The sequence below is a fragment of the Cupriavidus gilardii genome, from assembly GCF_017598945.1.
In the GTDB taxonomy this organism is placed as follows: Bacteria; Pseudomonadota; Gammaproteobacteria; order Burkholderiales; family Burkholderiaceae; genus Cupriavidus; species Cupriavidus gilardii_E.
The window spans coordinates 55,856-82,817 of record NZ_JAGFTW010000061.1; the positions used below are offsets into that span (position 1 = coordinate 55,856).

At 66.9% G+C, this 26,962-nt stretch carries 24 protein-coding genes; 9 read left to right on the forward strand and 15 right to left on the reverse strand.

Going from position 1 to position 26,962, the window contains the following annotated elements; translation table 11 throughout:
• Window positions 1-14 precede the first annotated feature (14 nt).
• The gene (locus J5T34_RS23435; protein WP_208583356.1) at window positions 15-1,385 is read right to left on the reverse strand and encodes a TolC family protein; all 1,371 of its coding nucleotides are present in this window, start codon (window positions 1,383-1,385) and stop codon (window positions 15-17) included.
• Between the two features lie 368 nt (window positions 1,386-1,753).
• Between J5T34_RS23435 and J5T34_RS23440 the strand changes: the two genes are divergently transcribed.
• Window positions 1,754-2,518, forward strand: coding sequence for a sulfite exporter TauE/SafE family protein (locus tag J5T34_RS23440; protein ID WP_208583293.1), 765 nt, complete (start codon window positions 1,754-1,756; stop codon window positions 2,516-2,518).
• A 578-nt stretch (window positions 2,519-3,096) separates the two neighbouring features.
• Window positions 3,097-6,102 carry an HD domain-containing protein gene (locus J5T34_RS23445; RefSeq protein WP_208583294.1) on the forward strand — a complete coding sequence of 1,002 codons (3,006 nt, stop codon included), beginning with the start codon at window positions 3,097-3,099 and terminating at the stop codon, window positions 6,100-6,102.
• A 112-nt stretch (window positions 6,103-6,214) separates the two neighbouring features.
• Here the strand turns inward: J5T34_RS23445 and J5T34_RS23450 are convergent, their stop codons facing one another.
• Entirely contained in the window at window positions 6,215-6,829 is a 615-nt protein-coding gene (locus tag J5T34_RS23450; protein ID WP_208583295.1) for a DUF938 domain-containing protein, read from the reverse strand.
• A gap of 123 nt (window positions 6,830-6,952) precedes the next feature.
• On the opposite strand from J5T34_RS23450, the gene J5T34_RS23455 reads away from it, so the two are divergent.
• The 3 genes from J5T34_RS23455 to J5T34_RS23465 all read left to right on the forward strand — a co-directional run bounded on the left by J5T34_RS23455 (window position 6,953) and on the right by J5T34_RS23465 (window position 8,185).
• Window positions 6,953-7,165, forward strand: coding sequence for a hypothetical protein (locus tag J5T34_RS23455; protein ID WP_208583365.1), 213 nt, complete (start codon window positions 6,953-6,955; stop codon window positions 7,163-7,165).
• Between the two features lie 64 nt (window positions 7,166-7,229).
• Window positions 7,230-7,844, forward strand: a complete 615-nt coding sequence (locus J5T34_RS23460) for an IMPACT family protein (RefSeq protein WP_208583296.1) — start codon at window positions 7,230-7,232, stop codon at window positions 7,842-7,844.
• Entirely contained in the window at window positions 7,841-8,185 is a 345-nt protein-coding gene (locus J5T34_RS23465) for a 2Fe-2S iron-sulfur cluster-binding protein (protein WP_432207700.1), read from the forward strand. Before J5T34_RS23460 ends, J5T34_RS23465 begins: the two co-directional genes overlap by 4 nt.
• A gap of 10 nt (window positions 8,186-8,195) precedes the next feature.
• On the opposite strand, the gene J5T34_RS23470 is transcribed toward J5T34_RS23465, so the two are convergent.
• The 4 genes from J5T34_RS23470 to J5T34_RS23485 form a co-directional block, all read right to left on the reverse strand.
• On the reverse strand, window positions 8,196-9,350 hold the full coding sequence (locus J5T34_RS23470; RefSeq protein WP_208583297.1) for an extracellular catalytic domain type 1 short-chain-length polyhydroxyalkanoate depolymerase: 1,155 nt from the start codon (window positions 9,348-9,350) through the stop codon (window positions 8,196-8,198).
• A 124-nt stretch (window positions 9,351-9,474) separates the two neighbouring features.
• Entirely contained in the window at window positions 9,475-10,230 is a 756-nt protein-coding gene (locus tag J5T34_RS23475) for a sulfite exporter TauE/SafE family protein (protein ID WP_208583298.1), read from the reverse strand.
• Window positions 10,231-10,239: 9 nt separating this feature from the next.
• On the reverse strand, window positions 10,240-10,602 hold the full coding sequence (locus J5T34_RS23480; protein ID WP_208583299.1) for an antibiotic biosynthesis monooxygenase family protein: 363 nt from the start codon (window positions 10,600-10,602) through the stop codon (window positions 10,240-10,242).
• A gap of 52 nt (window positions 10,603-10,654) precedes the next feature.
• Complete coding sequence (locus J5T34_RS23485; RefSeq protein WP_208583300.1) at window positions 10,655-11,788, reverse strand: cytochrome P450; 1,134 nt, start codon at window positions 11,786-11,788, stop codon at window positions 10,655-10,657.
• A gap of 105 nt (window positions 11,789-11,893) precedes the next feature.
• On the opposite strand from J5T34_RS23485, the gene J5T34_RS23490 reads away from it, so the two are divergent.
• Both J5T34_RS23490 and J5T34_RS23495 read left to right on the forward strand, forming a co-directional pair.
• Window positions 11,894-12,583 carry an ArsR/SmtB family transcription factor gene (locus J5T34_RS23490; protein WP_208583301.1) on the forward strand — a complete coding sequence of 230 codons (690 nt, stop codon included), beginning with the start codon at window positions 11,894-11,896 and terminating at the stop codon, window positions 12,581-12,583.
• Window positions 12,584-12,638: 55 nt separating this feature from the next.
• Window positions 12,639-13,142: a DUF6630 family protein gene (locus J5T34_RS23495; protein WP_174108041.1), complete on the forward strand. Its 504-nt coding sequence runs from the start codon at window positions 12,639-12,641 to the stop codon at window positions 13,140-13,142.
• Between the two features lie 17 nt (window positions 13,143-13,159).
• Here the strand turns inward: J5T34_RS23495 and J5T34_RS23500 are convergent, their stop codons facing one another.
• The 4 genes from J5T34_RS23500 to J5T34_RS23515 all read right to left on the reverse strand — a co-directional run bounded on the left by J5T34_RS23500 (window position 13,160) and on the right by J5T34_RS23515 (window position 18,391).
• Window positions 13,160-14,149 carry a LysR family transcriptional regulator gene (locus J5T34_RS23500; RefSeq protein WP_208583302.1) on the reverse strand — a complete coding sequence of 330 codons (990 nt, stop codon included), beginning with the start codon at window positions 14,147-14,149 and terminating at the stop codon, window positions 13,160-13,162.
• 96 nt (window positions 14,150-14,245) lie between these two features.
• Window positions 14,246-15,334, reverse strand: a complete 1,089-nt coding sequence (locus J5T34_RS23505) for a Zn-dependent alcohol dehydrogenase (protein ID WP_208583303.1) — start codon at window positions 15,332-15,334, stop codon at window positions 14,246-14,248.
• Between the two features lie 108 nt (window positions 15,335-15,442).
• Window positions 15,443-17,182, reverse strand: a complete 1,740-nt coding sequence (locus J5T34_RS23510) for an MBL fold metallo-hydrolase (protein WP_208583304.1) — start codon at window positions 17,180-17,182, stop codon at window positions 15,443-15,445.
• A 219-nt stretch (window positions 17,183-17,401) separates the two neighbouring features.
• Window positions 17,402-18,391, reverse strand: a complete 990-nt coding sequence (locus tag J5T34_RS23515; RefSeq protein ID WP_244259209.1) for a mechanosensitive ion channel family protein — start codon at window positions 18,389-18,391, stop codon at window positions 17,402-17,404.
• 143 nt (window positions 18,392-18,534) lie between these two features.
• Between J5T34_RS23515 and J5T34_RS23520 the strand changes: the two genes are divergently transcribed.
• On the forward strand, window positions 18,535-20,040 hold the full coding sequence (locus tag J5T34_RS23520) for an amino acid permease (protein ID WP_208583305.1): 1,506 nt from the start codon (window positions 18,535-18,537) through the stop codon (window positions 20,038-20,040).
• Between the two features lie 35 nt (window positions 20,041-20,075).
• Here the strand turns inward: J5T34_RS23520 and J5T34_RS23525 are convergent, their stop codons facing one another.
• From J5T34_RS23525 to J5T34_RS23545, 5 genes are all read right to left on the reverse strand, one after another.
• Window positions 20,076-21,686 carry a sulfite reductase subunit alpha gene (locus tag J5T34_RS23525; RefSeq protein WP_208583306.1) on the reverse strand — a complete coding sequence of 537 codons (1,611 nt, stop codon included), beginning with the start codon at window positions 21,684-21,686 and terminating at the stop codon, window positions 20,076-20,078.
• Window positions 21,683-22,753 carry an FAD:protein FMN transferase gene (locus tag J5T34_RS23530; RefSeq protein WP_208583307.1) on the reverse strand — a complete coding sequence of 357 codons (1,071 nt, stop codon included), beginning with the start codon at window positions 22,751-22,753 and terminating at the stop codon, window positions 21,683-21,685. The genes J5T34_RS23525 and J5T34_RS23530 overlap by 4 nt, the downstream gene beginning before the upstream one ends.
• 28 nt (window positions 22,754-22,781) lie before the next feature.
• Window positions 22,782-23,615, reverse strand: coding sequence for a DUF4198 domain-containing protein (locus tag J5T34_RS23535; RefSeq protein WP_208583308.1), 834 nt, complete (start codon window positions 23,613-23,615; stop codon window positions 22,782-22,784).
• A gap of 74 nt (window positions 23,616-23,689) precedes the next feature.
• Window positions 23,690-24,256, reverse strand: a complete 567-nt coding sequence (locus J5T34_RS23540; RefSeq protein ID WP_208583309.1) for a DUF2271 domain-containing protein — start codon at window positions 24,254-24,256, stop codon at window positions 23,690-23,692.
• A 12-nt stretch (window positions 24,257-24,268) separates the two neighbouring features.
• On the reverse strand, window positions 24,269-24,940 hold the full coding sequence (locus J5T34_RS23545; protein ID WP_208583310.1) for a PepSY-associated TM helix domain-containing protein: 672 nt from the start codon (window positions 24,938-24,940) through the stop codon (window positions 24,269-24,271).
• 369 nt (window positions 24,941-25,309) lie between these two features.
• Here J5T34_RS23545 and J5T34_RS23550 point away from each other — a divergent pair, with 369 nt between their 5' ends.
• Entirely contained in the window at window positions 25,310-26,863 is a 1,554-nt protein-coding gene (locus J5T34_RS23550) for a methyl-accepting chemotaxis protein (RefSeq protein ID WP_208583311.1), read from the forward strand.
• The last annotated feature ends 99 nt before the right edge of the window (window positions 26,864-26,962 follow it).

The following is a 26,962-nucleotide window of genomic DNA, read 5'->3' on the forward strand; positions in this document are numbered from 1 at the left end:
CCGGACGCGGCCGGCTAGTGGACGGAAAGGTAGGGCGCGACGTCCTGCAGCGGCAGATCGGCAGCGCCCGCCGCCGCACCGCTCGCCGAGGCATCGTCCGTGCGCGTGGCGGCCAGATAGGCGGACAGTGCCTTGGCATAGGCGCCCCGCGCCTGCGCGGCATCGAGACGAATCTGCCGCAGCGCGCGGCGGGCATCGAGCAGTTCGAGCACGCCGATGGCGCCCTTGCCGAAGGCGAACTCGGCATCGGCGGCAACGCGTTCGGCCGCGGGCAGCACCGCCTCGTCCATCTGGCGCAGCGATTCGCGCGCGGCATCGAGCGCCGTTCGCAGCCGGCCGACCTCGTTGCCCGCGGCCAGCAGCACGCGGTTGCGCTCGTCCAGCGCCGCGTAGTAATCGACCTCGGCACGCTGGGCCTCGCCGCCATAGCTGTGGCGGACATACAGCGGGATGCTGACGAACACGCCGAAGCTGTTGCCGCTGCCCTGCTGATTGGTAGCCGAGGCCGGATAGCGCTCGGCCTGCGCGCCGACGGTCACGTCGGGCACGCGTCCGGCACGCGCCAGTTCGCGCGCGGCCGCGGCGGCCTCCAGCCGCGCCTGCGCCGCGGCCACATCGGGCCGTGCCTGCAAGGCCTGCTCGTCCGGTGTCGGCACCGGTTCGGCAAGGCCCGGCCATTGCGGCGACAGCACGATGTCCTGCAGCGTGCCCGGGATGCCGATGCGCTGCGCCAGTTCGGCCAGGTCGCGCTGATGATCCGCGCGCGCGTCGCGCCAGTCGGCGCGGGCGCGCAGCGCATCGAGTTCGAGCCGCGTCAGGTCGGCGCGCGACAGGTCGCCGGCCTTGTAGCGGGTCTGGTTGGCCTGCTCGGTGCGCTCGTAGAGCGCCAGCGTCTGCGTCAGCACGTCGACGCGCTGCTGGCTGACCGCCGCATCGATAAAGGCCTGCTCGAGCGCGGCGATCTGCTGCACGGTGCTCGCCTGCACCTGCCGGCCCGCCGCCACGTTGGCCGCCTGCGCTGTCTTGACGCGCAGGCCCGCCTTGTTGGCGGTCTCGATTACCTGGTCGATGCGCACCGTCGAATCGACGGTCTTGTTGCGCCAGCTGCCGGCGCCGACGCCGGCATGCGGGTTGATGTTCTCCACACCGAGACTGAGCACCGGGTTCGGACGCTGCCCGGCGATCCGGATATCGGCCTCGCTGGCCTGCACGGCGCGGCGTGCCGCGATCAGGTCCGGATTGCAGCGCAGCGCCAGCGAGCGCGCCTCGGACAGCGTCAGCGTTGCGCCGGCGGTTGGCGCACGGCATTCGCCATCCGGCTGCTGGGCGACGGCAGCGGGCGGCGGAGCTGCGGCGGCGAAGCGGGCCGGCGCGCCGAGCAGCATCGATGCGGCAATCGATGCGAGCAGCAGGCGGAGGTGGGCAAGGCGATGACGACGGACATGCACGATGACAGGCTCGATCCAGGCAACGCAGACACGAAGCGCGCCGGTAACGCCGGCGCGACGCGACCGTGCGGCCGCCGCTGTTGGCGCTGTTGGCGCTGTATCAGCGGGCCCGGCACGATCTCCGGCGGCATTGGAGCGAAGTCGGATTTCAATCGGCTTTCAAGATCTTGACGATTAGCTTGCAGCGCGCGATTCCGAGGGAATGCCCTGACGTCCACCGTGTGCGCGCTGCCGCCATGTTTTATGATCGATACTTTTGCGCGGGCTGCCGTGGTGGCAGCGCGCGATCCTCCAAGCCCTGACCGATGCCTGATATTCCGCTGCTCCCCGCGCTGTTGACCTTCCTTCTCGGCGGTGCGCTCGGCGCAGTCGGCGGCCTCTTCGGCATCGGCGGCGGGCTGATTGCGATTCCCGCGCTGGGCCTGCTCTATGGCATGGACCAGCAGCTGGCGCAGGGCACCGCGCTGGTGATGATCGCGCCCAATGTGTTGATCGGCTTCTGGCAGTACCGCCGCCGCGCCGATATCGCGCTGCGCACGGCGCTGGTGCTGGGGCTGTCGGCGGTGCTGGCCACCTATGTCGGCGCGCGGCTGGCGACGGAGATGGACCCGGTGCTGCTGCGGCGGATCTTCGCGCTGTTCATGATCGCCATGGCCGTCTATTTCCTGTGGCGGCTGTTGCCCGGACGCGCGGTCACGGCGCAGCAGAACCGGCTGTCGCCGCGCTGGATTCCGGCGGTCGGCGTGGTCGGCGGTGCGCTGTCGGGGTTCTTCGGCGTGGGCGGCGGCGTGATCGCCGCGCCCGCGCTGGTCGGCCTGTTCGGCTTCCGGCAGGCGGCGGCGCAAGGACTGGCGCTGGCGCTCGTCACGCCGGGCGCGGTGGTCGCGCTGGCGACCTACGCGCAGGCCCGCCACGTCGACTGGGTCAGCGGCATCCCGCTGTCGCTCGGCGGCATGCTGACGATCTCGTGGGGCGTAGCCCTCGCGCATCGGATGCCGGAGCGCCATCTGCGCGCGTGGTTCTCGCTCTGCCTGATCGCGACCGCGGTGGTGATGCTGGTGCGGGGCTGAGGAGTTCCGTAATCATAAGCACCACCTTTCCTGCCCTATATCACGCTTAGCCACCATAGAAAGTTCCAGGTTGCCACGATTAGCCTTGACTACGAATGGTCTGCAGCTTTACGCACGCACCCCGTGAGTCCAGCCCAGCAGGCAGCGAATTCAAATTTGAAGACAGCGCCTTGGGACAGCAATGGCGGCAAGGAAGGTCACTATCCCAGGGTGTTTAAGTAGCTTCTCGGAGCCATCGCTGTCCGCCGTAGCCAATTGAAGAGCTATGTGGGTGAGGCTATAAATACCTCCGTCGCAGGCAAATTAGACGGCACGGTCGATCGCCTCTACTTCTGCGTCAAGACTATTCCTTACCTACCAACGCTACCGCATCTGGTTGGTGCTGAGCGCCGTGTACTTGCAAAGACCGACAGCAAAAAAAGGTGGGTTTTGTACTGGATGAGCTCCAGCTCTCGCTTCCGCACCTATCGCAACCTTGATGCCCCACACAACACTCACGCAGTCGCGTCAGAGATATACCGCTCGATGATGCTATATTCGCGATAGTGTCAATACATTAGTCCAAGTCGAACGCGAAAATGATAACGTTGCCCACATTGTTTGAAGTCAAACTTCAAAAATCACCAGAACTTAGTGCGGCTGTCCAAAAAAACTTTGCGCTGTTCGAGCCTTGGCTCGAACAAAGCGGAATGCCGTTCTTCCCGGGCTTTACGGATCATAGCCCTCGCCATATTAACGATGTGCTTGAAACTGCTGCATCATTGATCTCTGACATCAGCCGCGATATCTTGAGCGCGGAAGACGTCACTGTTCTTTGCATGTCGATCTTGCTTCACGATTGTGGTATGCATTTGACGCAAGACGGTTTCCGGGCTTTGATCGCAACAATAGAGCCACCAATGATTTCCGGATTAGAGGATCGTCCATGGCATCAACTCTGGAACGATTTTCTGGCTGAAGCAAGTCGATTTGGCCAAGATAGGCTGGTTGCGATATTCGGCGATGCCGAACCATTTCGCGTTGAACAACTAGATCTAGATAATTTATCTGAGCGTGATTGCTTACTAATCGGTGAGTTCGTTCGCCGTCATCATGCGAGACTTGCGCACGAAATCGCTTTGCGTGGCGTTCCGTGTCGTAGTGGCGTGCCGCTTGAACTTGTGGGTCTCGACGAAGAAATCAGAGACTTAGCTGGCCTAGTGGCGCGAAGTCATGGCCTTTCTATTCGCGACACATTCTCATATATCGAAGCTCGATATGGACTGATACCAGAGCATCGTCGAGTTAAAACGCCCTTTTTGATGGCGGTTCTGCGTATCGCGGATTATGTTCAAGTTCAGAGCGAGCGCGCCTTGAAGAGTCTTTTGAGCGTAAAAGAGCTTAGAAGCCCGGTGTCACGCCAGGAATGGCGAAATCATTTTGCGGTTCGTGATGTATCCACTCGACACGAAGATCCGGAAGCGCTGTACGTGCGCGCGACTCCCACGGATGTTCGAACCTATTTAAAGTTGGTCGCGCTATTCAAGGATATTCAACGAGAGCTGGATCATAGCTGGGCGGTCATCGGAGAAGTATATGGACGGCGTGGAGAGCTTGCGTCACTCGGGTTAAGTCTACGCCGAATTAGATCTAATCTTGACAAACCTAGTACATTCGCACGCACCGTCCCATATATTCCAATTAAAGCAGGTTTCGATGCGTCAGGTCCTGGCTTACTTAACCTTCTGGTCGGCCCTCTATATGATTATTCATATGAAGTAGGAATTCGCGAGTTGGTGCAAAACGCTGTTGATGCATGCCGTGAATTGGTCGACCTTACGCGCCGTGAAGCCACGGACATGGAAGAGAGTAGTAGGGAATACGATGTCATCGTCGAGTGTAAAGAGTCCGATGACGGAACAGGCTGGATTACGGTACACGATAAGGGCGTCGGCATGACGCTAGAAACCGTTACGAACTATTTTTTGATTGCCGGGGCCTCTTTCCGCAACAGCGATGTGTGGAAGCGGCAACACGTTGATGAAAATGGTCGTAGTCGCGTACTGCGCGGAGGGCGGTTCGGCGTTGGAGCGCTTGCCGCATTTCTTCTCGGGGATGAAATTCACGTACGCACGCGCCACGTTGACAGAGAGGAGGCTGACGGTCTCCAGTTTACCGCGCGTATAGACGACTCCATAGTCGAACTCCGGCGATGCTCCGCACCGGTCGGAACAACGATAGCAGTACGGGTAGCCGACCCAAAGGTGCTTGATAGACTTCGTCCTTTCATACCGAGAGAAATGGCCGCTACTACCCAAGGAGTGCAAGATTCAATAGTTTTGAAACAATGGGCCGATGTTGACTGGTTTGCGCAATCTCGTCCTCGAGTGAAATACGTATGGGACGGTTTCAATGTATCAGAGCCGGAGTACGACCGCCCAAAGATTCGAATTCGGGCGGAATTTCGCCCCCCTTCCGATAATCTTGTACCGTTGCGGGACGGACCGATGGGCGACTGGCACTCGCTGCCAGAACCAAATCCATATGAGGCGATATTCTGGCGATTCCATGTTGATCGACACGAGCATGCAAGAGAAGGCATTGTTTATGAACAGCTTTCCTCGGCGGAGATCACGGTTAATGGTATTCACGTGCAGAAAATCGGCCGATATGCGCACTCCGCAGCATTCATAAATATCCCCATAAAGTCGATAGAGTTTGGACCACAGTTCATTCTGGCACGCCCATCTATTGCGATATTTGATCCTTCTGGATTGTGCCCAATAAATTTGCAACGAAGCGCAGTTGCGTTCGACAAAATGGGCATCGACGAACGTCTGGCTACCGACATACTTTCGCATCATGTGAAGGAAATCGTCGATGAAGCACGCGCTTGCTTGACGGTCTCTGATTTTCGCCAGCTTTGTAGAAGGCTGGCAAAACAGGAAACAGTGGTGTATCAAGGACAGGTGTCGCCGGTATGCGCGACGTCGACGGGGATAACGCTGTCTGCACCCCACGCACTTGCGGAACTAAAAGTAGACGTCTTGTATTTTGTGAATACAAGTAAGAACGCCGACCCGACTTTCCTGAAAGATATTCTCGAAGACGGCGAAGCTTTAATCTTCAGGGAAGGGAACAAGGGAATCGCAAACGACCTATCCTGGTTCCGCGGATTCTTTACCTCGGATGCTATCCATACATGGTACTCATCGTTGGCGGGATTTCCTTATGTCCGGCGTCGTGCCGCAGTTTCCATAATGCCCAATAGGATGTGGCAATTGGCAAACGAGAAAGGAAAGGTTAACCGGCAGATTCTGCAAACATTGCAGCATAGAAACCACAACGGAGGATCCGTCTTAGTTACGGCTGGGGATGCCAATGCCGCAATGGAATTGGTGCATCGTCTCGACAAGCTCTCAGCTCTATTCGGCACGGAGTCGGAAGTCGCCGCTTGGGCAGTGGTACAAGGGACTGAACCTCCTGAGCAAAGGTCGCTCCTCTACAGCATTTGGGGACAGACCGTAGGCGGCGCTGAGTGTCGCCCAAATCAAGGCGCGTCAGTTGCACCGGACTCTGCACAGTCGTCGGTATTGTTGAACTGAACCACAGCCGCGCATCACTCACTGCCGTCATGTCTACGCAAGGAGATTGGGTCTTGGTTTAGGAGGCCCAGTCAGCTTTTAAGGGAAAAGCATCATCAAGTGGCACCAGCCCTCAGCCCACATAGAACGTTAGGCTGAAGTTATTCGCTGGCATTGGAACTGCTTCAGCAAATCGGAAACCGACACTATTGCCTAACGCGACCACCGCCTCCATATCCCGCAGGCCCCAAGACGCATCGCTAGCACGCAGTTGCTCGTCGAAGATCGCGTTGCTCGGCGCCGTATGTTGGCCCTCGCGGCGATAGGGTCCGTACAGATAGAGCACGCCCCCGGCGGGCAACAGCCGTGCCGCTCCACTGAACAAAGCCTCGGCCGCCTGCCACGGCGCGATATGGATCATGTTGATGCAGACGATGGCATCGACGCGATCGATGCCCCAGTCCGCCTGGCGGACATCCAGCGCCAGCGGCGCGCGCAAGTTCGGCAAACCGGCTTCGGCCGCCCATCCGGCAATCGACGCGCGCGCCCCCGCATCCGGATCGCTGGGCTGCCACGTCCAGTCGGGATTGGCGGCGGCAAAGTGCCGGGCATGCTGGCCGGTCCCGCTGGCAATCTCGAGAATGGTGCCGGCGGGCGGCAGGACGCGCCGCAGCACCTCAAGAATCGGCTCGCGGTTGCGTTCGGCAGCGGGGGCGATGCGGCGGTGGTTGGGGTGGGAGGGATTCATGGTCGTCGGGACGCGGTGCGTTGGGGCAAGGCCACAGCGTACCAGCAAGCCCTCACGTCATTCGATGTTGCATGCCTTCCCGATGAGATGCACGATGGCGAGCTCTTCGACAGGAGATGCGCCATGACTAACCAAATCAAAAACGCCAAACATCGTGTCCGTCGGGACAACGAAATGCGCTCGGATATGGAGTTTCAGGAAAAGGTCCGTGACGCCCTCGCCGACAAACGGCCAGCAGTGCCTCACCGACAAGTCATGAACGAGGCCCAGGCGCTGATAGACCGAAAGCGACTTGCCCTATCGAGCGTAGCCGGAAGCGCCAAGACGGTCTCGTGATCCAGCATGCAGCGGCGCTGCGATACACTGGCCGCGCCGTAGCCATTTCCCCGCTGTTGCCGCCTTGCCCACCTACACCCTCTCCGCCCCCGTCCACGCCGAGCTCGACATTCGCAAGAGCCGCTTCCTTGCCGTTGCCATGCCGGTCGCCGACCGCGACGAGGCGATGCGGGCCGTGCAGGCGCTGCGCGCCGAGCATCCCGGCGCGACCCATGTCTGCTGGGCGCTGCTGGCCGGCGGGCAGTCCGGCATGTCGGACGATGGCGAACCGTCGGGCACCGCGGGGCGGCCGATTCTCGAAGTGCTGCGCCATCACGAACTCGATGGCGTGCTTGCCGCGGTGGTGCGCTACTACGGCGGCATCAAGCTCGGTGCCGGTGGGCTCGTGCGCGCCTATACCGACGCGATCGCCGCCGCGCTGAAGACGGCGGAACGCGTCGAGCGCATCGCCTATGCGAACCTCGCGCTCGAAGTCGACTATGCCGACGAGGCACGTGTGCGGCGCTGGCTCGAACAGACCGGTCACACGCTGGTCGACAGCGCCTATGGGTCCACCGTCAAGCTGGCGGTGAGGCTGCCCGCCAGCGAAGTCGAGGCCGCACGCGCGGCGCTGCGCGACGCCACGCATGGGCGTGCGCAGTTCCCCCGCATGGATCAGGACGACGAGGCACGGCGATGAGCGAGGCATCGAGCGAGGCGATGAGCGGACTCGACAGCGAACCGAACAGCGCATCGCCGCTGCGTGTGCGTATCGCACCCTCGGGGTTCGAGTTCGCCGCCGAGCCGACGCAATCGATCCTCGAAGCCGCGCTGCGCGCGGGCATTCGATTGCCCAGCTCGTGCCGCAACGGTACCTGCCGCGCCTGCCTGTGTCGGCTGGCGTCCGGCAGCATCCGCTACCGGATCGAATGGCCGGGACTGAGTCCCGACGAGAAGGACGAAGGCTATCTGCTGCCTTGCGTGGCCTGCGCGCAATCCGATCTGGAAATCGTCGCGCCGGGCGCGCGGCGGCAGGACTGAGCCCGCGGCGTCAGGCGACCGCGCGCCTTCGTACCGGCGCCGGCGCGACCGCGGCAAAGAACCCCCAGGCGATACGCAGCGCATCGGGGCCGGACGGATCCGCATACGCCTGGCTGGCGGCGCCGCCGCTCCACGCATGGCCCAGTCCTTCGACCCGTACCAGCCGGATATAGAGCCTGCCGTCGCGGCGCCAGTCATGCACCGCGACCGAGCGGCGTTCCCCCCGCCGCAGCAGGCGCACCGATGGGTGGGCCGCGGCGGCCGGCAAGGCGCCGGGCGTCGATAGCGACAGCCACAGCGTCGCACTGGCGATCGCGTTGTCGTACGCCACCACATGATCGGCATCGCCATGGATCAACAGCAGCGGCGGCGGTGTCCTGCCGCGCAACTGCAGCCGCAGCGCCTGCAGTTGCGCGTCGGTGTGTCCGCTCAGCGAGCCGCGCATCACGCGACCGGCCTGCGTGGCATTGCGCGCCAGATGCGGCGCCGCACCCGAGTGCGAACCGACGGCGACGAAGCGGTCGGGATAGCGCAGCGCCAGCATCAGGGCCATCGCGCCGCCGGCGGACAGTCCAAGCAGATGCAGGCGGTCGCCCTGCACCGGATGCACACGGCAGACATGGTCGATCATCCCCATCAGCAGACTGGCCTCCGCCGCGGCCTGCGCCTCGCCGCGGAACCAGTTCCAGCATCGATGCGCATTGGCACGCGAGGACTGCTCGGGCAGCAGCACGATGCAGTGGCGGGCCCGCGCCAGCGCGGCCACGCGCGTGCAGGCGGCGAAGCTGGCGGCATCCTGCCCGCAACCATGCAGCAGCACCAGCAAGGGGGCGGGCCGCGCGGCGCCCACGCCAGGCGGGATGAACAGCCGATAGCGGCGTTGCGCCAGCGGACCGAAACCCCAGACGCCCTCCTGCCATCGACCGCCGCCGCGGCTGGTCGGCGCGGGCACCGGCGAGGTGACGCCGGACAGCACGCGCCGCGCTTCCTTGCCCTGATGCGCGGCCTGCGTGACGGAATGCGCCACGGTATTGGCAACGGTACGCGCCACCGATTTGGTGACGGTGCGCGCGACCGCGCGCTGCATCTGCTGCATCTGGCGGGCCGCGGTCTTGCCAAGCTTGGCCCAGGGATTGACGGTGCGGCGGCGGCGAGGGGTCGGCATCGGTCAGCCTTGCGCTTTACGCTTTACGCTTTACGGTCCGCGGGTCGGGACCGAGGCCATTATGCGGCAAGCCGGGACGCGGCATGCCGATGCGATGTGCCATGCCGGGCAGCACGGCGTGCGCTCAATGCCAGCCGCGCCAGGCGAGATCCGCCCCCAGCAACAGCAGCCCGATGAAGAACAGCCGCCGGAACAGCGCCGCACTGATCCGGTTGCGCAGCTTCTGGCCGAGCCACATGCCGGCCAGCGCGGGCACCAGCGTCGCCAGCGAAGCGCCCAGCACCGGCGCCTGCCCCAGCACGCCGTGCATCAGCAGATTGATCGCCAGCGCCACGGTCGATACGGTGAACGACAGCCCCAGCGCCTGCACCAGTTCCTCACGCGCCAGGCGCAGCCCCTGCAGGTAGGGCACTGCGGGAATCACCAGCACACCGGTCACCGCGGTGATCGCGCCGGTAGCCAGGCCGATCAGCGGCGCCAGCCACCGCTCATGGGCCGCAGGCACGTTCAACTGCCACGACGACAGCCCCACCGCGGCATAGGCGATCAGCGCAATGCCGAGCGCCGCGGTGGCCTGCTGCATCGCCGACGGCGGCGCCAGCGCGCCGGCCACCAGCGTCCCCACGACGATGCCCAGCAGCATCGGCCAGAGCCGCATCACCAGCGCACCGAAGCGCGGACCGGCGGCGAGTTGGACCACATTGGTCACCATCGACGGCGCGACCAGCAGCGCGGCGGCCTGCATCGGCGGCATCACCAGTCCCAGCAGGCCGACGGCGACCGTCGGCAGGCCGAGTCCGACCACGCCCTTGACAAAGCCGGCCAGCAGGAAGGTCAGGCCGATAAACAGCGCTTGTGCGACCAGCGTATGCGCATCCATGCCGCGCCCTCACTGACCGTCGGACGCGGCATCGTGCACGGCACGGCTGTCGCCGGGCGCCTGGTCGCGACGATGCATGCCGTAATCGCGCAGCACCTGTGCCACGCGCAGCCGGTAGTCCGAGAACACGCCGCCGCGGCCGGCGGCCTGCGCATGGCGGTGCTCGACGGTATTGCGCCAGGCCTGCACCGCCGCCTCGTCCCGGAAGAACGACAGCGACAGCACCTTGCCGGGCGTGCTCAGGCTCTGAAAACGCTCGACCGAGATGAAGCCATCGATGGCCTCGAGCGTGGGGCGCAACTGCGCGGCGATATCGAGATAGGCATCCTTCTGCCCCGGGGCGAATTCGACTTCAAAGATCACGGCAATCATTGGGCGTCCTTTGGCGGGCTTTCGTGCAAATCAGGATCAGAGAATAGGAAGATCAAAGGAACTGCGGGATACGCGCATTCAGCGATGGGCGGTAACGATACGCCTTTGCCAGCGTGGCGGGCGCGATGCTGCGCGCCAGCAGCGCGGCGACGGTCGCTTCGGCCAGCGTCGCCGCCAGCGCGTCGCCGGGGCATCGATGCGCACCATGGCCGAACGTCCATTGGCGTTCGCCCGCAGTGTCCGAGGCCGTTGGCGATCGCACATCCGACACGGCCGCAGCGGCCAGCAGCACCAGGATGCCGTCGCCCCGCCGCAGCGGCACGCCGCAGACGCGCGCGTCCTCGGCCATGAAGCGGCGCGTGTTGTGAATCGGCGGATCGGCCCGCAGCACCGTTGCCACGGTCGCCGGCAGATCGTGGGCCGCGGCCGCATCGCGCGCCAGCCATAACAGCGTGTTGCCGATCAGCCCGGCGGTCGCCTCGCAGCTCTGCACCATCAGGCCCAGCAGGTTCGCGGCGAGCGCGGTGTCGTCGACACCGGCTGCGCGTGCGTGCTCGCGCAGCGCCCGCGTCCACGGCGTATCGGCACGCAGAGGCAGCGTCTGCAGCGATGCCGCCGCGTCGATGCCGGCCGCGATGTCGGCCGGGCCGGCCAGCGGAGACATGGCGGCGGCAAAGCTGGCGATCTGCGCGGCGATCCGACTGGCGGTGGCTTCGTCATCGACGGCCGCGAAGCCGAGCAAACCCGCGATCGCGATCACCGGCAGCGCGCTGCTCCAGCGATTCGCGGTGGCGGCGTGATCGTGCGTCGCCGGCAGCAGACGCGCCCATCCCGATGCAGCGGCGCGCACCTCGCCCAGCTCAAGGCTCGCCAACTGTCTTTGCAGCACCGCCTTCAATGGCACATGGCCCGGCCCGTCATTCATGCGGATCAGCCGCGCGAACAGGTTGCCGGCAGGCGACTGCGCAAGCGGGGGCGGCACCGGTTGTCCCGGCGGCCGCACCCGGCATGCCGGATGCGACAGCACCGCCGCCACCTCGGCCGGGCCGGCAGCGACCCACAGCATCAGCATGGCGTCGCGGTGAAACGGCTGCATGCGGGCGAGTTCGCGATAGTAGGGATAGGGATCGGGATGCGTTGCAGCCGTCAGGGGGTCGGGAGGCGGCTTCGTCGAATCGAGGGTCATGGGTTTCACAGCGGCATGACAGCATGCATCACGGCCGGCAGGGCAAGGTTGATATCGGCAAGTATCGGCCTATACTGCGATCGTTGTTTCACCGTGGAATGAACTATGGAATACGCTCCCAGCATCAGTCAGTTGGCCGGCCTGCTCGCCGACCCGGGCCGCGCGGCGATGCTGTGGGCATTGATGGACGGCAGCGCGAGACCGGCCGGCGAACTCGGACTGATCGCCGGGCTGTCGGCGTCGTCGACCAGCGGGCATCTGGCGCGGCTGGCCGAGGGCGGCTTGCTGGCGGTGGAGACGCACGGCCGCAATCGCTATTACCGGCTGGCTACGCCCGAGATCGGCGTAGCGATCGAGGCCCTGGCCGCGGCCTCGCAGGCGAGCCGGCCGCCGCGGCTGCGTGCGGTGCCGCCGTCGCGCACTGCGCCGGCGACGCTGCGCCACGCGCGCACCTGCTACGACCATCTGGCCGGCGAACTGGCAGTCGATCTGTTCGCGCGCATGGCGCGTTCGGGCTGGATCCTGGTGCGGGACAGCGCGGTGGAACTGTCCGAGCACGGCGCGCACGGCATGGTGCAGCTCGGCGTCGATCTGGACGGCGCACGCCGCAAGCGCAGGCAATTCGCCTGCACCTGCCCCGACTGGAGCGAACGCAAGCCGCATCTGGGCGGCGCACTGGGCGCGGCCCTGCTGGATGCGATGCTGCAGCGGCGCTGGATCGAGCGCACGCCATCGTCGCGGGCGCTGCGGGTGACGCCGCGGGGACTGCGGGAAATCGGACAACTGGCGCATTAAAGCCGCAGCGCGGGTCGGCACACTGGGTTTGCACACGGAAGCGGGAGGGCTGAGCGTGAATGGAGTCATCGACGACGAGTCGCGCCAGGCGGTCGAACGGCTGCTGGGCATGATCAACTTCGACGACGGCGCGATGGTCGACAAGCAGCTGGCGCTGCTCGACGAAGCGCTGGAGGAAGCCGACGACACGGTGGAAGGCGTCGAACTGCTGTCGCTGGTGCAGGACGTGATCGACTGGGAAGCGGGCTTCCAGGTCGAACAGAATGACACCGCGACCTTTATCGACTGCCTGAACCAGCTGGCGGCGCGCGTTGCGCTGGTGCTGGACTGGGGTGTCGACGATCCCGAGGACGAGGACTTCCTCGGCAGCACCACCGTCCCCGAGTTGATGGAGCAGGCCCACGAGCAACTGCGCGCGGCCGGCATCACGCTATGGCACTGGGAGATCGGCTCGGGTGTCTACGCGGGCTGGATCGCGCGCGCCGAGGACGATGACGAGATCCTGGCGATCGGCGAGACGCTGGGCATCGAACTGCGGACCGGCGATCAGCCGTTCTGATCGGGGCCGCCCGGCCCTCATGCCTTGATATCAGCCTTGATATCGGCCTTGATGCCGGCGTCGGTTTCGGCCCTGGCCTCGGCCTTTCCCGCGCGCCGTGCCCCACGCGCCGGCGCTGGGGCACCCAGCGTGTTTTCCATCACGTCCAGCAACGCCCGCACCGCGGCGGGCATCAGCTTGCGCGCGGGCATCAGCACATAGACCTTCAGCGGCGACGACGCATAGGCCGGCAGCACGCGCACCAGCTGGCCCTGGCGGACATGCTCCTCGACGAACTTCGGCGAGAGCCGCGTCACGCCCAGCCCGTCGGTCGCGGCCTTGAGCCGGATCTCGGCGTTATGCGTGCGGATGCGCGGCTCGACCGGCAGCACGGCCACTTCGACGCCGTCCTGCACGAACTCCCAACGCCGGTCGTCGGCATTGCCGATCACGGGCCAGCCGTTCAGATCGCCGGGCGAGCGCGGCAGGCCGCGCGCCTGGATCAGCGACGGCGCCGCATAGAACGCGCGCTCGACCAGCACCACACGCTTGCTGGCAAACGAGCTGTCGTGCAGCGTGGTGTTGGTCATCACGAAGGCGAGGTCGTAGCCGTGCTTGAGCAGATCGGGCTGATCCCAGGTGACGTCGATCTGCACCTTCAGGTTCGGATGCAGCGACAGCAGGCGCGACAGGCTCGGGGCCAGATGCTGCGAGCCGACCTCGTACGGCGTGGCGATCCGCAGCGTGCCGCTGACCTGCTCGCTTGCCGACGCGGCCTCCGCGCTGATCTCGCGCAACGCGGCGAAATGCGGCGCGACGCGTTCGTACAGCCGCTGGCCTTGCTCGGTCACGCGCACGCGGCGCGTGTTGCGCTCGAACAGCCGTCCGCCGAGCTGCGCTTCAAGCCGGGCGATCGCCGCGCTCGCGGACGACTTCGGCACCTCGGCCAGTTCGGCCCCATGCGTGAAGGTGCCTGCCTCGACCACGCGGCAGAAGATTTCCCAATCCTTCCATTCGATCGTCTTCATCGTCCCGTTCGCTGGCGCCTGGCATGCGGCGCGCGAGCGGGATTTTCCCACAGCGCGCGCGGCATCGCTGCACGGCGGCTCGGCCGACGCGGCAGGCTAGTGCTCGAACAGAATCACCGAACGCGCCAGCTCGCCGCGCCGCAGTTCGTCGAAGGCCTCGTTGATGCGCTCGAGCGGCAATCGCTGCGCGATCAGCGCATCGAGCTCGAGCCGGCCGGACAGATAGAAGTCCACCAGCCGCGGCATGTCGATCGGGAAGCGGTTCGATCCCATCATCGAGCCCTGGATGCGCTTCTCGGCGAGAAAGTCGGTGCCCTTGAGCTCGATCTTGACGCCCGGCGGCAGCATGCCGATCACGGTGGCGGTCCCACCCCGGCGCAGCATCGCCCACGCCTGCTCGGCGGTCGCCTTCAGGCCGATCGCCTCGAACGCGTGGTGAACGCCGCCGCCGGTCAACGTGCGCACCGCGTCGACCGGATCGGCGGCGCTGGCGTCGACCACATCGGTGGCGCCGAAGCGCCGCGCGAGCTCGAGCTTGCCGGGCAGCCGATCGATCGCGATGATGCGGCCCGCGCCCGCCAGCGCGGCGCCGTTGATAGTGGCCAGCCCGATGCCGCCGCAGCCGATCACCGCCACGGTCTCGCCCGGTCGCACGCCCGCCGTATGCGCGACCGCGCCGAAGCCGGTGGTCACCGCGCAGCCGATCAGTGCGGCTCGGTCCAGCGGCATGTCGCGCCGGATCGCCACCAGCGCATGCTCGTGGATCAGCATCTGTTCGGCGAAGGCCGACAGGTTCAGGAACTGGTTCATCGCCGCCGTGCCGGTGGCGCGCAGCCGCGGCGGCTCGTCTTCGCGCCGGCGCGTATCGGGTGCGACGCACAGCGACAGATGGCCGCTCAGGCAGTGCTCGCAGTGGCCGCAATAGGCCGACAGGCAGGTGATCACATGATCGCCGGGCTTGACCGTCCGCACCTCGGCGCCGACCTGCTCGACCACACCGGCCGCTTCGTGCCCCAGCACCACCGGCATCGGAAACGGATAGGCGCCGTCCAGAAAATGCAGATCCGAATGGCAGACCCCCACCGCCGCGGTGCGCACCAGCACCTCGCGCGGGCCGGGCTTGTCGATGGCGAGGTCTTCGATGACCAGCGGGGTCCTGGGCTGATGCAGCACGGCAGCTTTCATGGTGTCTCCTTGTTCCGCTTCAACTTGATGAGGCCATCGGGAAATCCACTGCGACGTTGCGCGCGCCGGCGCATCGGCCGGGACGAGTCGGGCTCGAACCTGCTGGATCTACTGCAACATGCGCCAGTCGCCCTGCGCTTCCTGCGCCTGTCCGTCGGCCTGCAGCTTCAGCAGATGCGCGAGCAGCGAACGCTGCGCGACCGGCAGCATGCGCGGCGGCACGTCGTCGTAGACGCGCGGCAGCAGCGTCTCGATCGGCGCCGGGCCCAGCTCGCGCAGCGCATTGACGACCTTGGCCTCGCGATGCTGGCGATGGCGCATCAGCAGCCGGATCGCTTCGCGCGGACGCGGCATCAGAAAGCCATGGCCGGGCGCCAGCCATTCGAGGTCCTCGTCGAGCAGCGCGGCGAGCGAGGCCAGGTACGCGCGCATGTCGCCATCGGGCGGGCCGATCACGACGGTCGAGCCCTGCATCACGTGGTCGCCGGTAAACAGCAGCTTCTCTTCCTCGAGCAGAAAGCACAGGTGATTGGACGCATGGCCCGGGGTATGCACGACGCGCAGCGTGATGGCGTCGCCCGGTACCTCCGTGTCGCCGAGCACGATGCGCTCGCCATGTTCCAGCACGCGGTCCGGTGCAAAGGTCGGGTCCTGCCGCTCGGGGCGGTTTGCCAGACGCCCCATCACCTGGGCCCCGGTCGCTTCGCGCAGCCGCACCGCGCCCGGCGAATGATCGATATGCGTGTGCGTGGCGAGGATCCAGCGAATCGGTCCTGGCGCCGCGGCCAGCACCGCGCGCTGATGCGCCTCGTCGTCGGGGCCCGGATCGATCACCGCCCATTCGTTGCGGCTGCCGCCGCCGACCAGATAGGTATTGGTGCCGGGACCGGTCATCGCGTTGCCGTTGTCGGCGGTCACGCGCCAGACCCGTTCGGAGAGCCGCACCGGCACGCCCGGTTCGAGCGCATAGCGTCCATGGCCGGCGCCGTCCGGGTCGATACGCGCAATCTCCGCGTAGGGCGGCTCGTCCGGCTGCACCGGCCGCACGCCCTTGGGGCCATTGGCCAGCCGCGGCATGATCAGCGCGATCTCGCGCAGTCCCTGCGCATAGTCGAAGCAGGCCTGCGCCGTCGGAAAATGCGCGATCGACGCCAGCATGCGCCGCGTCACGTTGACCAGCGTCATGCCGCTGTCCGGTGCGATCGCCTCCGACGGGCGCACCCAGCGATGGTCGACCGCCTCGATGCCGTCGTGCATCGCGCTCTGGCCCGGCGGCAGCACCGCGACGAAGAAGCGCGTATCGAAACGTTTGGGCAGGCCCGGCGGCGTCAGCCAGTGGCTGATGTAGGCCATCTTGTCCATCGCCAGGCGCAGATCGAAGCGGCGGCAGACCTCGGCGATGCCGGGGCCGCCGTAGCGCACCGCCTCGCGCAGCCAGGCCAGCTGCGCGTCGTCGAAGCGTTCCAGCGCAACCATCTCGCCGTCGCGCTGATAGGCGAACAGCAGGCCCGCCTCCTCGCAGCATTCGCGCACCGCGCACAGGTAGTAGTCGAGTCCGCCCGCGGACAGGCGCAGCCGCGCGCTCGCGGCGGCATCGTCCAGCCCTTCGCACAGCCCGTGCAGCTGATTGTCCTGCGGATCGAGCGTGCCGCCGGGAAACACGTAGGCGCCGCTGCTGCGATCGTCCTGCCGTTCGGGCCGGCGCACCAGCAGCACTTCCATGCCGGCCGCGCCGTCGCGCAGCACCAGCACGCTGGCCGCATGGCGCAGCGAGGAGGCACGCGGGCGCGCAGCTTGCGCGGGGTGCGCGGACGAGGCGGCGTCCGAAGTGGGATTCGTTGGTTTCATACGGGTTGGAGCGGATGGGTGGGCGGGGCGCAGGGACGGCTCGAACCCGTCGCGCGCCGCCAACGGACCGCCCTAGTGTAAGGGCAAGCGCCGCGGCGGTCATGGCGCACTGCGCCAGCGGCGCACCGTGCTGTGCGGTGACCGGCCGCAAGCCGGGCCGGAGTGGAACGCCCGCTACAGGCCCGCGGGGCCGACCGTCGGAAGGCAGTCAGACGGCAATCAGAACGCCGGCGACGAAGCAGGCGGCCCACTGGCGTCCGGCGTCCCCGTGCCGCCAGCCGTGCCGGGGCGTCCGGTGCGGGCCATCCGCGCCCGGTCCTCCGCGGCCTCGCGCTGACTCGCCTGCGCAGTGGCCTCGGCGGCCGCATCGCTGCCGGCCTCCTTGCTCTCGTTCATCCGCTGCCGATAGAAATGCCGGATGATCTGCTGCGCCACCGCGAGGCGCCCGCCGACCGGCGCGGGAAAACGCACGATCGCGTCGAGCCGGTCGGTGCCGACCGGTTCGAACATCACGCGCGGGGCGAACTGCGACAGATCGAGAAAGCGCGTATCGCCATAGCGGCGCAGGCTCTGGCCGGCCGCCTCGAGAAACGGCGCGCACGCCTGCTGCGCGACATCGAGCAGCTGCGCCTCGATGCGGTCCGGGTCGCACTGCGCCGCCAGCGGAATCCGCACGGTATCCAGCGTGTATTTGCCCGCCTGCGAATGGTTGCGCACCGCGACGGTCAGCAGCAGGCTGTTGGGCACCTGCACCGTGTAGCCGGTGAACTGGCGCGTGGGCGCGACCTCGACCAGCGTGGTGGTCAGCGCGTCCATGTCGATCACCTCGCCGGCATACTGGCCGATCTCGACCAGATCGCCGAGCTGGAACGGCCGCGCCACCATCCGCATGAACGCGCCGAGAAAACACATCACCAGCTCCTTGCCGGAGATCATCAGCGCGGCGGCAAAGGCGGCCAGCGAGATCGCGACGCTCTTCAGCTCGGAGACCCAGATGCCGAGCAGCAGCAGGAAGACCACGGCGCCGATCAGATTGCGCGAGGCCACGGTCCAGGTGCGATAGCTGCGCAGGTTGTCGCGATCGGCCAGCTGGCGCGAGACGAAGAAGCGGTTGCTCAGCTTGACCAGCAGCACGCCCAACAGAACGATGAGCACGCTCAGCACGATATGCAGCAGGATGCTGTCGTTGAAATCGAGATTCAGCTTCATGGTGTCGGGACCGCGGCGCGCTGGCGCGCCGCTCGGCCGCGCGGGCAGGGAAGCCACGATTCTACCGAGTTGGCGGGCCGGCTATCCCGCGGGCGGGTTTTCTTATAGGATGCCGCCCCATTGCTGGCCTTCCTGTGTTCACCATGACCGCTTCCCATCCACCGCGCGGCGCCGCCGTCGACACCGCTGCCGGTGCGGCCGCCGACGCCGCGCCCCCGACCTTGCAGCGCAAGCTGCGGGCCCGCCATCTGAGCATGATCGCCATCGGCGGCTCGATCGGCACGGGACTGTTCGTCGCCTCGGGCGCCACCATCGCCCAGGCCGGCCCGGGCGGGGCGCTTGCCGCGTACCTGCTGATCGGCGCGATGGTCTATTTCCTGATGACGAGCCTGGGCGAACTGGCGGCCTATATGCCGGTGTCGGGCTCGTTCTCGACCTACGGCTCGATGTATGTCGACGAGGGCTTCGGCTTCGCGCTCGGCTGGAACTACTGGTACAACTGGGCGGTGACGATCGCGGTGGAACTGGCCGCGGCGCAGCTGGTGATGCAGTACTGGTTCCCCGACACGCCCGGGATGCTGTGGAGCGGGCTGTTCCTGGCGGTGATGTTCGGCCTGAACGCGATCTCGGTGCGGGGCTTCGGCGAGGCGGAATACTGGTGCTCGCTGGTCAAGGTGGTGACCGTGATCGCGTTCATCGCCATCGGCACGCTGATGATCTTCGGCATTTTGCGCGGCGACGTGCCGCCGAGCCTGGCCAATCTGACGCTCGGCGACGCCCCGTTCGTCGGCGGCCTGCCCGCGATGATCGGCGTGGCGATGATCGCCGGCTTCTCGTTCCAGGGCACCGAACTGATCGGCGTCGCGGCCGGCGAATCGGCCGATCCGGCCCGCAATATTCCGCGCGCGGTGCGGCAGGTGTTCTGGCGCATCCTGCTGTTCTATGTGCTGGCCATCGCGGTGATCGGCGTGCTGATCCCCTATACCGATCCGAGCCTGCTCAAGAGCGACGTGCAGACCATCGGCGTCAGCCCGTTCACGCTGGTGTTCCGCAATGCGGGGCTAGCCTTCGCCGCCGGCCTGATGAACGCGGTGATCCTGACCGCGGTGCTGTCGGCCGGCAATTCCGGCATGTATGCCTCGACGCGGATGCTCTACAACCTCGCCACCGAGGGCCGCGCGCCGCGCGTGTTTGCGCGGCTGACCCGCAATGGCGTGCCGATGCCCGCGCTGCTGGCCACCACCGCGGTCGGCGCGCTGTGTTTCCTGACCTCGCTGTTCGAGAGCAAGTCGGTCTATCTGTGGCTGCTGAGCCTGTCCGGCATGACAGGCTTTATCGCGTGGCTCGGCATCGCCATCAGCCACTACCGCTTCCGCAAGGGCTGGACGCGGCGCGGTCTCGATCTGTCGCGGCTGCCGTACCGCTCGCCGTTCTTCCCGTACGGCCCGATCTTCGCGTTCGTGCTGTGCCTGGTGATCGCGCTGGGACAGAACTATCAGGCCTTCCTCAGCGGCAAGATCGACTGGTGGTCGGTGGCAGCCACCTATATCGGCATTCCGATCTTCCTGGCGATCTGGCTGGGCTATCGGTGGACGCGCGGTACGCGCTTCGTTCGGTACGAGGACATGCGCTTTCCGGGCGTCGAGTAGGACAGCAGTTCCAGCGAGCGGGCCACGGGTCCCGCTCAGTAGACGTCGCGCCGATAGCGTCCGTTCTCGGCCAGCGCCGCAAGCGTCTGTGCCCCCAGCGCCTCGGCAAGGGCGTCGTTGACGCCGCTGGCCATGCCCTGCAGGCTGCCGCACACGTAGATCGCTGCGCCGGCCTCGACCCACGCGCGAATCTGCGGCGCGGCGGCGCGCACCGCGTCCTGCACGTAGCGCAGGGGCGCGCCGTCGCGCGACCAGGTCTGGTCCAGGCGCTCCAGCATGCCGGTGGCCTGCCACGCCTCCAGTTCTTCCCGATAGAAGGCGTCGTGCGCCGCGCTGCGTTCGCCGAACAGCAGCCAGTTGCGCCGGTGGCCCACGGCGGCGCGCGCCTTCAGCAGCGCGCGCAGGCCGGCCATGCCCGTGCCGTTGCCGATCAGCAGCAGCGGACGGTCGTCGGCCGGCGCGTGGAACGCGCGATTGATGCGCACGCGCAGCGCGATGGTGGCGCCCAGCGGCGCGTGTTCGGTCAGCCAGCCCGAAGCCAGCCCGAGCCGGCCGTCGTCGTGGCGCGTCTGGCGCACCAGCAGTTCGAGCCGGCCATCGGCGGGCAGCGAAGCGATCGAATATTCGCGGTGCGGCAGCGGCGGCAGCGCGTCGATCAGCGCCTGAGGAGACAGGCCGCGCAGCGCCTCGGCGTGCGGCGCCGGCAACGGCATGCGCGTGGCGAGCGCGTCCGATAGCGACATCGCTTCGCCATCGCAGCGCACCGGCGTGGCGCCCTCGAGGGACAGGTCACGCAGCAGTTGCGCGACCTGCTCGGGAGGCAGGCGCGGGCCGACCTCCGCGATATCGCCGGCCTGCCAGTCCAGCGCGGCCGGCGTCTCCGGCTCCAGCGCCAGATGGAAGGCCGGCGCGCCCGCGCTGCCGGCATTCATCAGCCGGCGATCGACCAGCCGCCAGCGGCCGTAGCGCGGCGCCTCCCAATCGGCGATCTCGGCGCCGCCCGCCAGCGCGGACAAGTGGTTCTGCCAATGGCGCAACGCGCCGGTGTCGCCGTTGTCGACCTCGACCAGATCGAACAGCGGCTGCGCCTGCGCGCGTTGCAGCGCCGCGGCCAGGGCATGGCCGTAGGCGCAGAAATTCGCGTAGCTGCTGTCGCCCAGCGCCAGGATGCCGTAGCGCAGGCGGTGCAAGCCGTCGCCGCCCGCAGCGGCCAGCTTGCGCGTGAAGCCTGCGGCGCTGTCGGGCGCATCGCCCTCGCCGGTGGTGCTGGCGACGAACAGGGCCTGCCGGCAGCGCGTCAGCGCGGACGGGTCGAGGTCGGCAAACGAGGCGACCCGCACCGGCAGGCCGGCACGCTGCAGCGCCTGGGCGGTCTGCATCGCCAGTTGTTCGGCAAACCCGGTCTGGCTGGCATAGGCGATCAGCGTGGCATCGTCGGCGGTCGACGCGAAGGCGGCGCTTCGCTGGCGACGATGGCGATGCAGCGCGAGGATCGCGCCGCAGAAGCCGGCGTAGGCGAGCGCGACACCGCCGGCGGTCGGCCATTTGCCGGCGCCGGCGAGAGATAGCGCCAGCCCCGATGCGCCAGCCAGTCCGCTGAGCGCGCTCGCCAGCGATGGCAAGCCGAATCGTCGCGGCGCGCTCATGCGAGCATCGCCGCAAAGGCCGGCGAAACGCGTTCGGTGAAGCCTTGCGGCGTACGCAGCAGCATCCTCGCCGCGATGCCGCGCTGCGTGGCGAAGGCCAGGCCGGCCTCGGGGCCGAGCACGGTCAGCGCGGTCGACAGCGCGTCGGCCATCATGCATTGCCGATGCAGCACCGTGACGGAGGCCAGCGCGTGGCTGGCCGGATAACCGGTGCGGGGATCGAGCGTGTGGGCGTAGCGGCGGCCGCCGCTGTCGAAATAGCGCCGGTAATCGCCGGAGGTCGCGACCGACAGGCCGTGCAGCGCCACCACCGTCTGCACGGCGGCATCTGCAGCGCGGGCATCGTCCGCGGCCGGCGGGCTTTCGAGTTCGACCCACCACGGCAGGCCGTCGGGCTTCACGCCCTCGCCGCGCAGCTCACCGCCGATCTCGACCAGATGGTGCGGCACGCCGCGCGCCGACAGCCATGCCGAGGCCGCGTCGACCGCATAGCCCTTGGCGATCGCGCAAAGGTCGATCGACACGCCACCGGGCTGACGCGCACGGCGCCGTTCCTCGTCGAGTTCGATGCGGGCCCAGCCGCAGCGGGCCCGCGCCGCTTCGACCTCGTCGGCGCCCGGCGGCACCGCGCGCGGACCGCCGGGGCCGAAGCCCCACAGCGTCACCAGCGGTCCCGCGCTCGGATCGTAGGCGCCGCCGCTGTCGCGCGCGACCGCCAGCGCCGCCTGCAGGACCGAGAAGCAGGCAGACGGCAACGACAGCCAGCTGCCCGCCGCTGCGCCGTTGAAGCGGCCGATATCGGAGTCGTCGATCCAGTTGCTCATCTGCGCGACGATCTGCGAGAGCAATGCAGCGATACCGGCTTCGATCGACGCCGCATCGTCATCGCGCGCGAGCAGGCAGCGCACCGACCAGGTGGTCCCCATCGTCCGCCCGCCGCAGCGATGCAGCACCGCCGCGCCGTCCGGCGGCGACGGCGGTGCATCGAGCGTCAGCGGCACCAGCACACGCCGCGCGGCGGGTGCCGGCGCGGACGAGGTGAAAGGCAGCGCCGAAGGGGCAGACATCGACAACATCGGACAGGACTCGCCCCGCTTATTGCGGCAGCACCTCGAAGGTCGCCATATAGGCCGCGCGGCGCGCCTTGGCAGGCTTGATCGAGACCTTGTCGTCGCGCACCTCGGCCTCGATCCAGTACATGCCCGGCGACGGCCACTTGACGGTGAACTTGCCGTCGGCATCGGTCTTGACCTTCATCTCGCCGAGCTGGTCGCGATAACGGTTGCCGCCTGGCACGACCTCCACCTCGACATTGGCGGCCGGCTTGCCGTCGAGCAGCAGCCGGAAGTTGGCCGGCTCGCCGGCGAACAGATCGTTCGGATGGGTGACGGGCGCGAGTTCGAGCCCGCGGCCCGTGGTCTTCAACGCCTGGGTGGTCGGCTTGCCGGCGGTCACGAAGGTTTCGAGCCGGCTCTCGGCCTGCGTCACCTGCAGATCCTGCGCGTTGGCCGGCACCTTTTGCGCGAACTCCTCGGCCGAGCCGCGCCAGCGCTTGGTCTGGCCATTCTCCTTGTAGCTGGCGAACAGGCCGTTGTTGACCACCGCCAGCTTGTAGGTGCCCGGCGCGGTCAGATGCACGTCGAAGGTGCTGCGATAGCGGCCGGTGCTCTGGTTCTCCGCCTTGGCCGGACTGCCGTCCGGTGCGCTGACGCTGAGGTTGTCCAGGCGCAGCGGGAAATGCTCGAAGTAGAACAGATCGTTCGACACCGCCGCGTCGACGGTCACCCATGGATCGCTGCCCGACAGCACGGTGGCCGACGGCAGCAGCCATTGGCGGTGGGCATGCGCGGACAGCGGCAGCAGCGCAACCAGGGCCAGCGCGGACAGCCTGGCGGAGAGGGACATCGCGGACATCGCGGAACGGTTCATCGAAGGCTCCAGGGCACGGGATCGGAAAGGGACGGGATCAAGACGGCGGACGGCGGCATCGCGGCCCGCCCGGTTCAAGGCTTCAGGCTGACGGTGACGGCGCCCAGTTCGTGCTGGCCCTTGGCCTGCGCGGATAGGGCGGCGGATTTGGCACCGGATTTGGCACCTTCGGGCGGCCAGGTAAACGGCACGCGCAGCAGCTCGCGGCCGCCGACCTCGCGCGCGGCCTCGACCACCAGCTGGTATTCGCCCGCCGGCAGCTTCGCCAGCGGCGCCTTGCCTTCGGTGAAAGTCACGGTGTGTTCGCCCGGCGCGCGGGTCGCACCCGAAATGCCATCGGCCGGCATCTGCAGATCGCGGCCGGCCTTGCGCCACCACTGGCGCATGTCCTTCAGCCACTTGGTGCCTTCGGCGTTCTTCAGCTTGACGTCGTACCAGACGGCCAGCGTCCCGACAGGGCTCTGATCGGCGCGCTCCAGCCACATCGCCACATAGGGGCGGTGATATTCGGCGACGCTCAGGCGCGGAATCTCGACCTTGACATTGATCTCCGCCGCTACGACCGGGGCGGCAAACGACACCGCGGCCAGGCCGCTGAGGCCGCTCAGACCGGTCATGGAGACGCTAAGCAAACGACGCATGGAGGAACCTCGTCAATGGATAAACAAAATGGCCAGCAGCAGCGGCGCGACCAGCCCCAGACCGACCAGCGGCCAGGTGGCGACGCGCCCGCCGGCGTGCAGCTTCAACAGGAACAGGCCGGTCACGCAGAACACCAGGCAGGCGAACGCGAACACGTCCAGAAACAGACTCCATGCGCCGCCGGTGTTGCGGCCCTTGTGCAGGTCGTTCAGGTAGGAAATCCAGCCGCGCGTGGTCAGCTCGTACTGCGTCTCGCCGCTGTCCAGCGCGACGCTGACCCAGGCGTCGCCGCCCGGCCGCGGCAGCGGCACGTAGAGCTCGTCGGCCGACCATTCGGCCTCGCGGCCCTGCGCGTCGATCTCGAATTCGCGCTGCAGCCAGTCGGCCAGCTCCGCGGGGACCGGGCCCTTGTCCTTGTCAGCCAGGGCGGCTTTCCGCGCCTTCAACGCCGCCAGCACCGGGGCGGGCGCCTCGGCATTGCGGGACACGACCTTCGGCTCGGCCTCTATCTGACCGGCATGGTTCAGCGTGAAGCCGGTGACGGCGAACAACAGCATGCCGATCAGACACAGCGCGGAGCTGATCCAGTGCCATTGGTGCAAATGCTTGAGCCAGAAGGCCCGGCGCTGCTGCGCCGCGCCCAAACGAGGCTCGAGCTGGGATTCCAAGCGGGATTCGGTCATGACTGCGTTCCGGCGCTACTGCGTGTTGCCTGCCGCCGGGGCAATGCGGCGTACGGGACGGCGGCGGGGCAGTGTTGCGGTTGCCGCCTTGGCCGTCCGTCGGCCCGTGGTAACGGGAGTTTCAGGAGACCGAAAGAATAATTGTTCTCATTTGGTACTGCAATGCAGACGTGATTAATAAGTATTACAGCGCATTTCACGTTCGCCCAACTTGTAAGTAAGTGCATGTAACTTTACCCGTACTGGCACGATTGTGCCCGCATTTGCACTCATGGAAAGCCCTAGGCCGATCCCGATCAAGTTTGTCCGCCGGTCCGCCGTTATGCCGCGGACAAACACAATTTTTACGGTGGACCACGGGGAAACACGATGCTGGAACGTCTTAGCTTGAGAAAGAAATTGCTGCTGCCATTGGTGCTCAGCTGGGTGTGCCTGTTGGCGCTGCTGCTGTGGGATGCCTGGCAGATGCGCAACATGCGGCTGGACGAGCGGCGCACCGATCTGGTCCATGTCACCGAGACCGCGCTGTCGGTGGTCAAGGCCTACGAGGCCGAAGCGAAGGCCGGCAAGCTGACGGTGGAGCAGGCCAAGGAATTCGCCGTCGACAAGGTGCGGGCGATGCGCTTTGGCAGCGACGGCTATTTCACGCTGATGCGCTCGGACACCGTGGTCGTGATGCATCCGATCAAGTCGGAGATGAACGGCAAGAGCATGGCCGACTTCAAGGACCCGGCCGGTACCTACCTGTTCCGCGACATCGCCGAGATCGGCAAGGGGCCGGGCACCGGCTTCGTCCATTACCTGTGGCCCAAGCCCGGTGCCGAGGCGCCGCAGCCCAAGCTCAGCTATGTCGCCAACTTCAAGCCGTGGGACTGGAACTTCATCTCCGGCGTCTATCTGGACGACATCGACGCGGCCTTCCGCGCCTCGCTGTGGCAATCGCTGGGGCTGCTGCTGGTGATCGGCACGCTGATGAGTCTGGTGGTCGTCCGGATCGCGAATGGCCTGCATAAACAGCTTGGCGGTGAGCCGGCGCTCACCTCGCATATCGCCAGCCGGATTGCGGAGGGCGATCTGGCCAGCGACGTCCAGGTCGCACCGGGCGACAAGCGCAGCGTGCTGTTTGCGATGGCCCAGATGCAGCAGCGCCTGACCGGCGCGATCGGCACCATCCGCGGCTCGGCCGATTCGATCGCCGGCGCCGCCAAGCAGATCGCCGCCGGCAACGCCGATCTGTCGCGCCGCAGCGAAGAACAGGCCGCCTCGCTGGAGGAGACCGCCGCGAGCATGGAGCAGCTGACCAGCACCGTGCGCCAGACCGCCGACAACGCCCGCCAGGCCAGCCGGTTGGCCGAGGGCGCCTCCGAGATCGCGGTGCGCGGCGGCGAGATCGTCCATCAGGTCGTGTCCACCATGGGCGAGATCAAGGATGCGTCCGGCAAGGTGGTCGACATCATCGGCGTGATCGAAGGCATCGCCTTTCAGACCAACATCCTCGCGCTGAACGCCGCCGTCGAAGCCGCCCGCGCCGGCGACCAGGGCCGCGGCTTCGCGGTGGTGGCGGGCGAGGTGCGCAGCCTCGCCCAGCGCAGCGCTACCGCCGCCAAGGAAATCAAGGCCCTGATCGGCAATTCGGCGCAGCGCGTCGAAGACGGCTCGGCGCTGGTCGAGAACGCCGGCAAGGCGATGGGCGAAATCGTCGAGGCGGTCAAGCGCGTCACCGACCTGATCGGCGAGATGCGCGCCGCGACCGAGGAACAGACCGGCGGCATCGAACAAGTGAATCAGGCCGTCACGCAGATGGACCAGATGGCGCAGCAGAACGCCGCGCTGGTCGAGCAGGCTGCCGCGGCGGCCGCTTCGCTGGAAGACCAGGCCGAGGCGCTGCATCGGGCGGTGGGGACGTTCCGGTTGGCGGCTTGAACCGCCGGATAGTCACTGCAAGACATCGACGGGCCGCTATCGCGGCCCGTCGCTCCACGTTCGCTCGCGACAAAGTCGACAGCCGGCATCGGTCCGGGA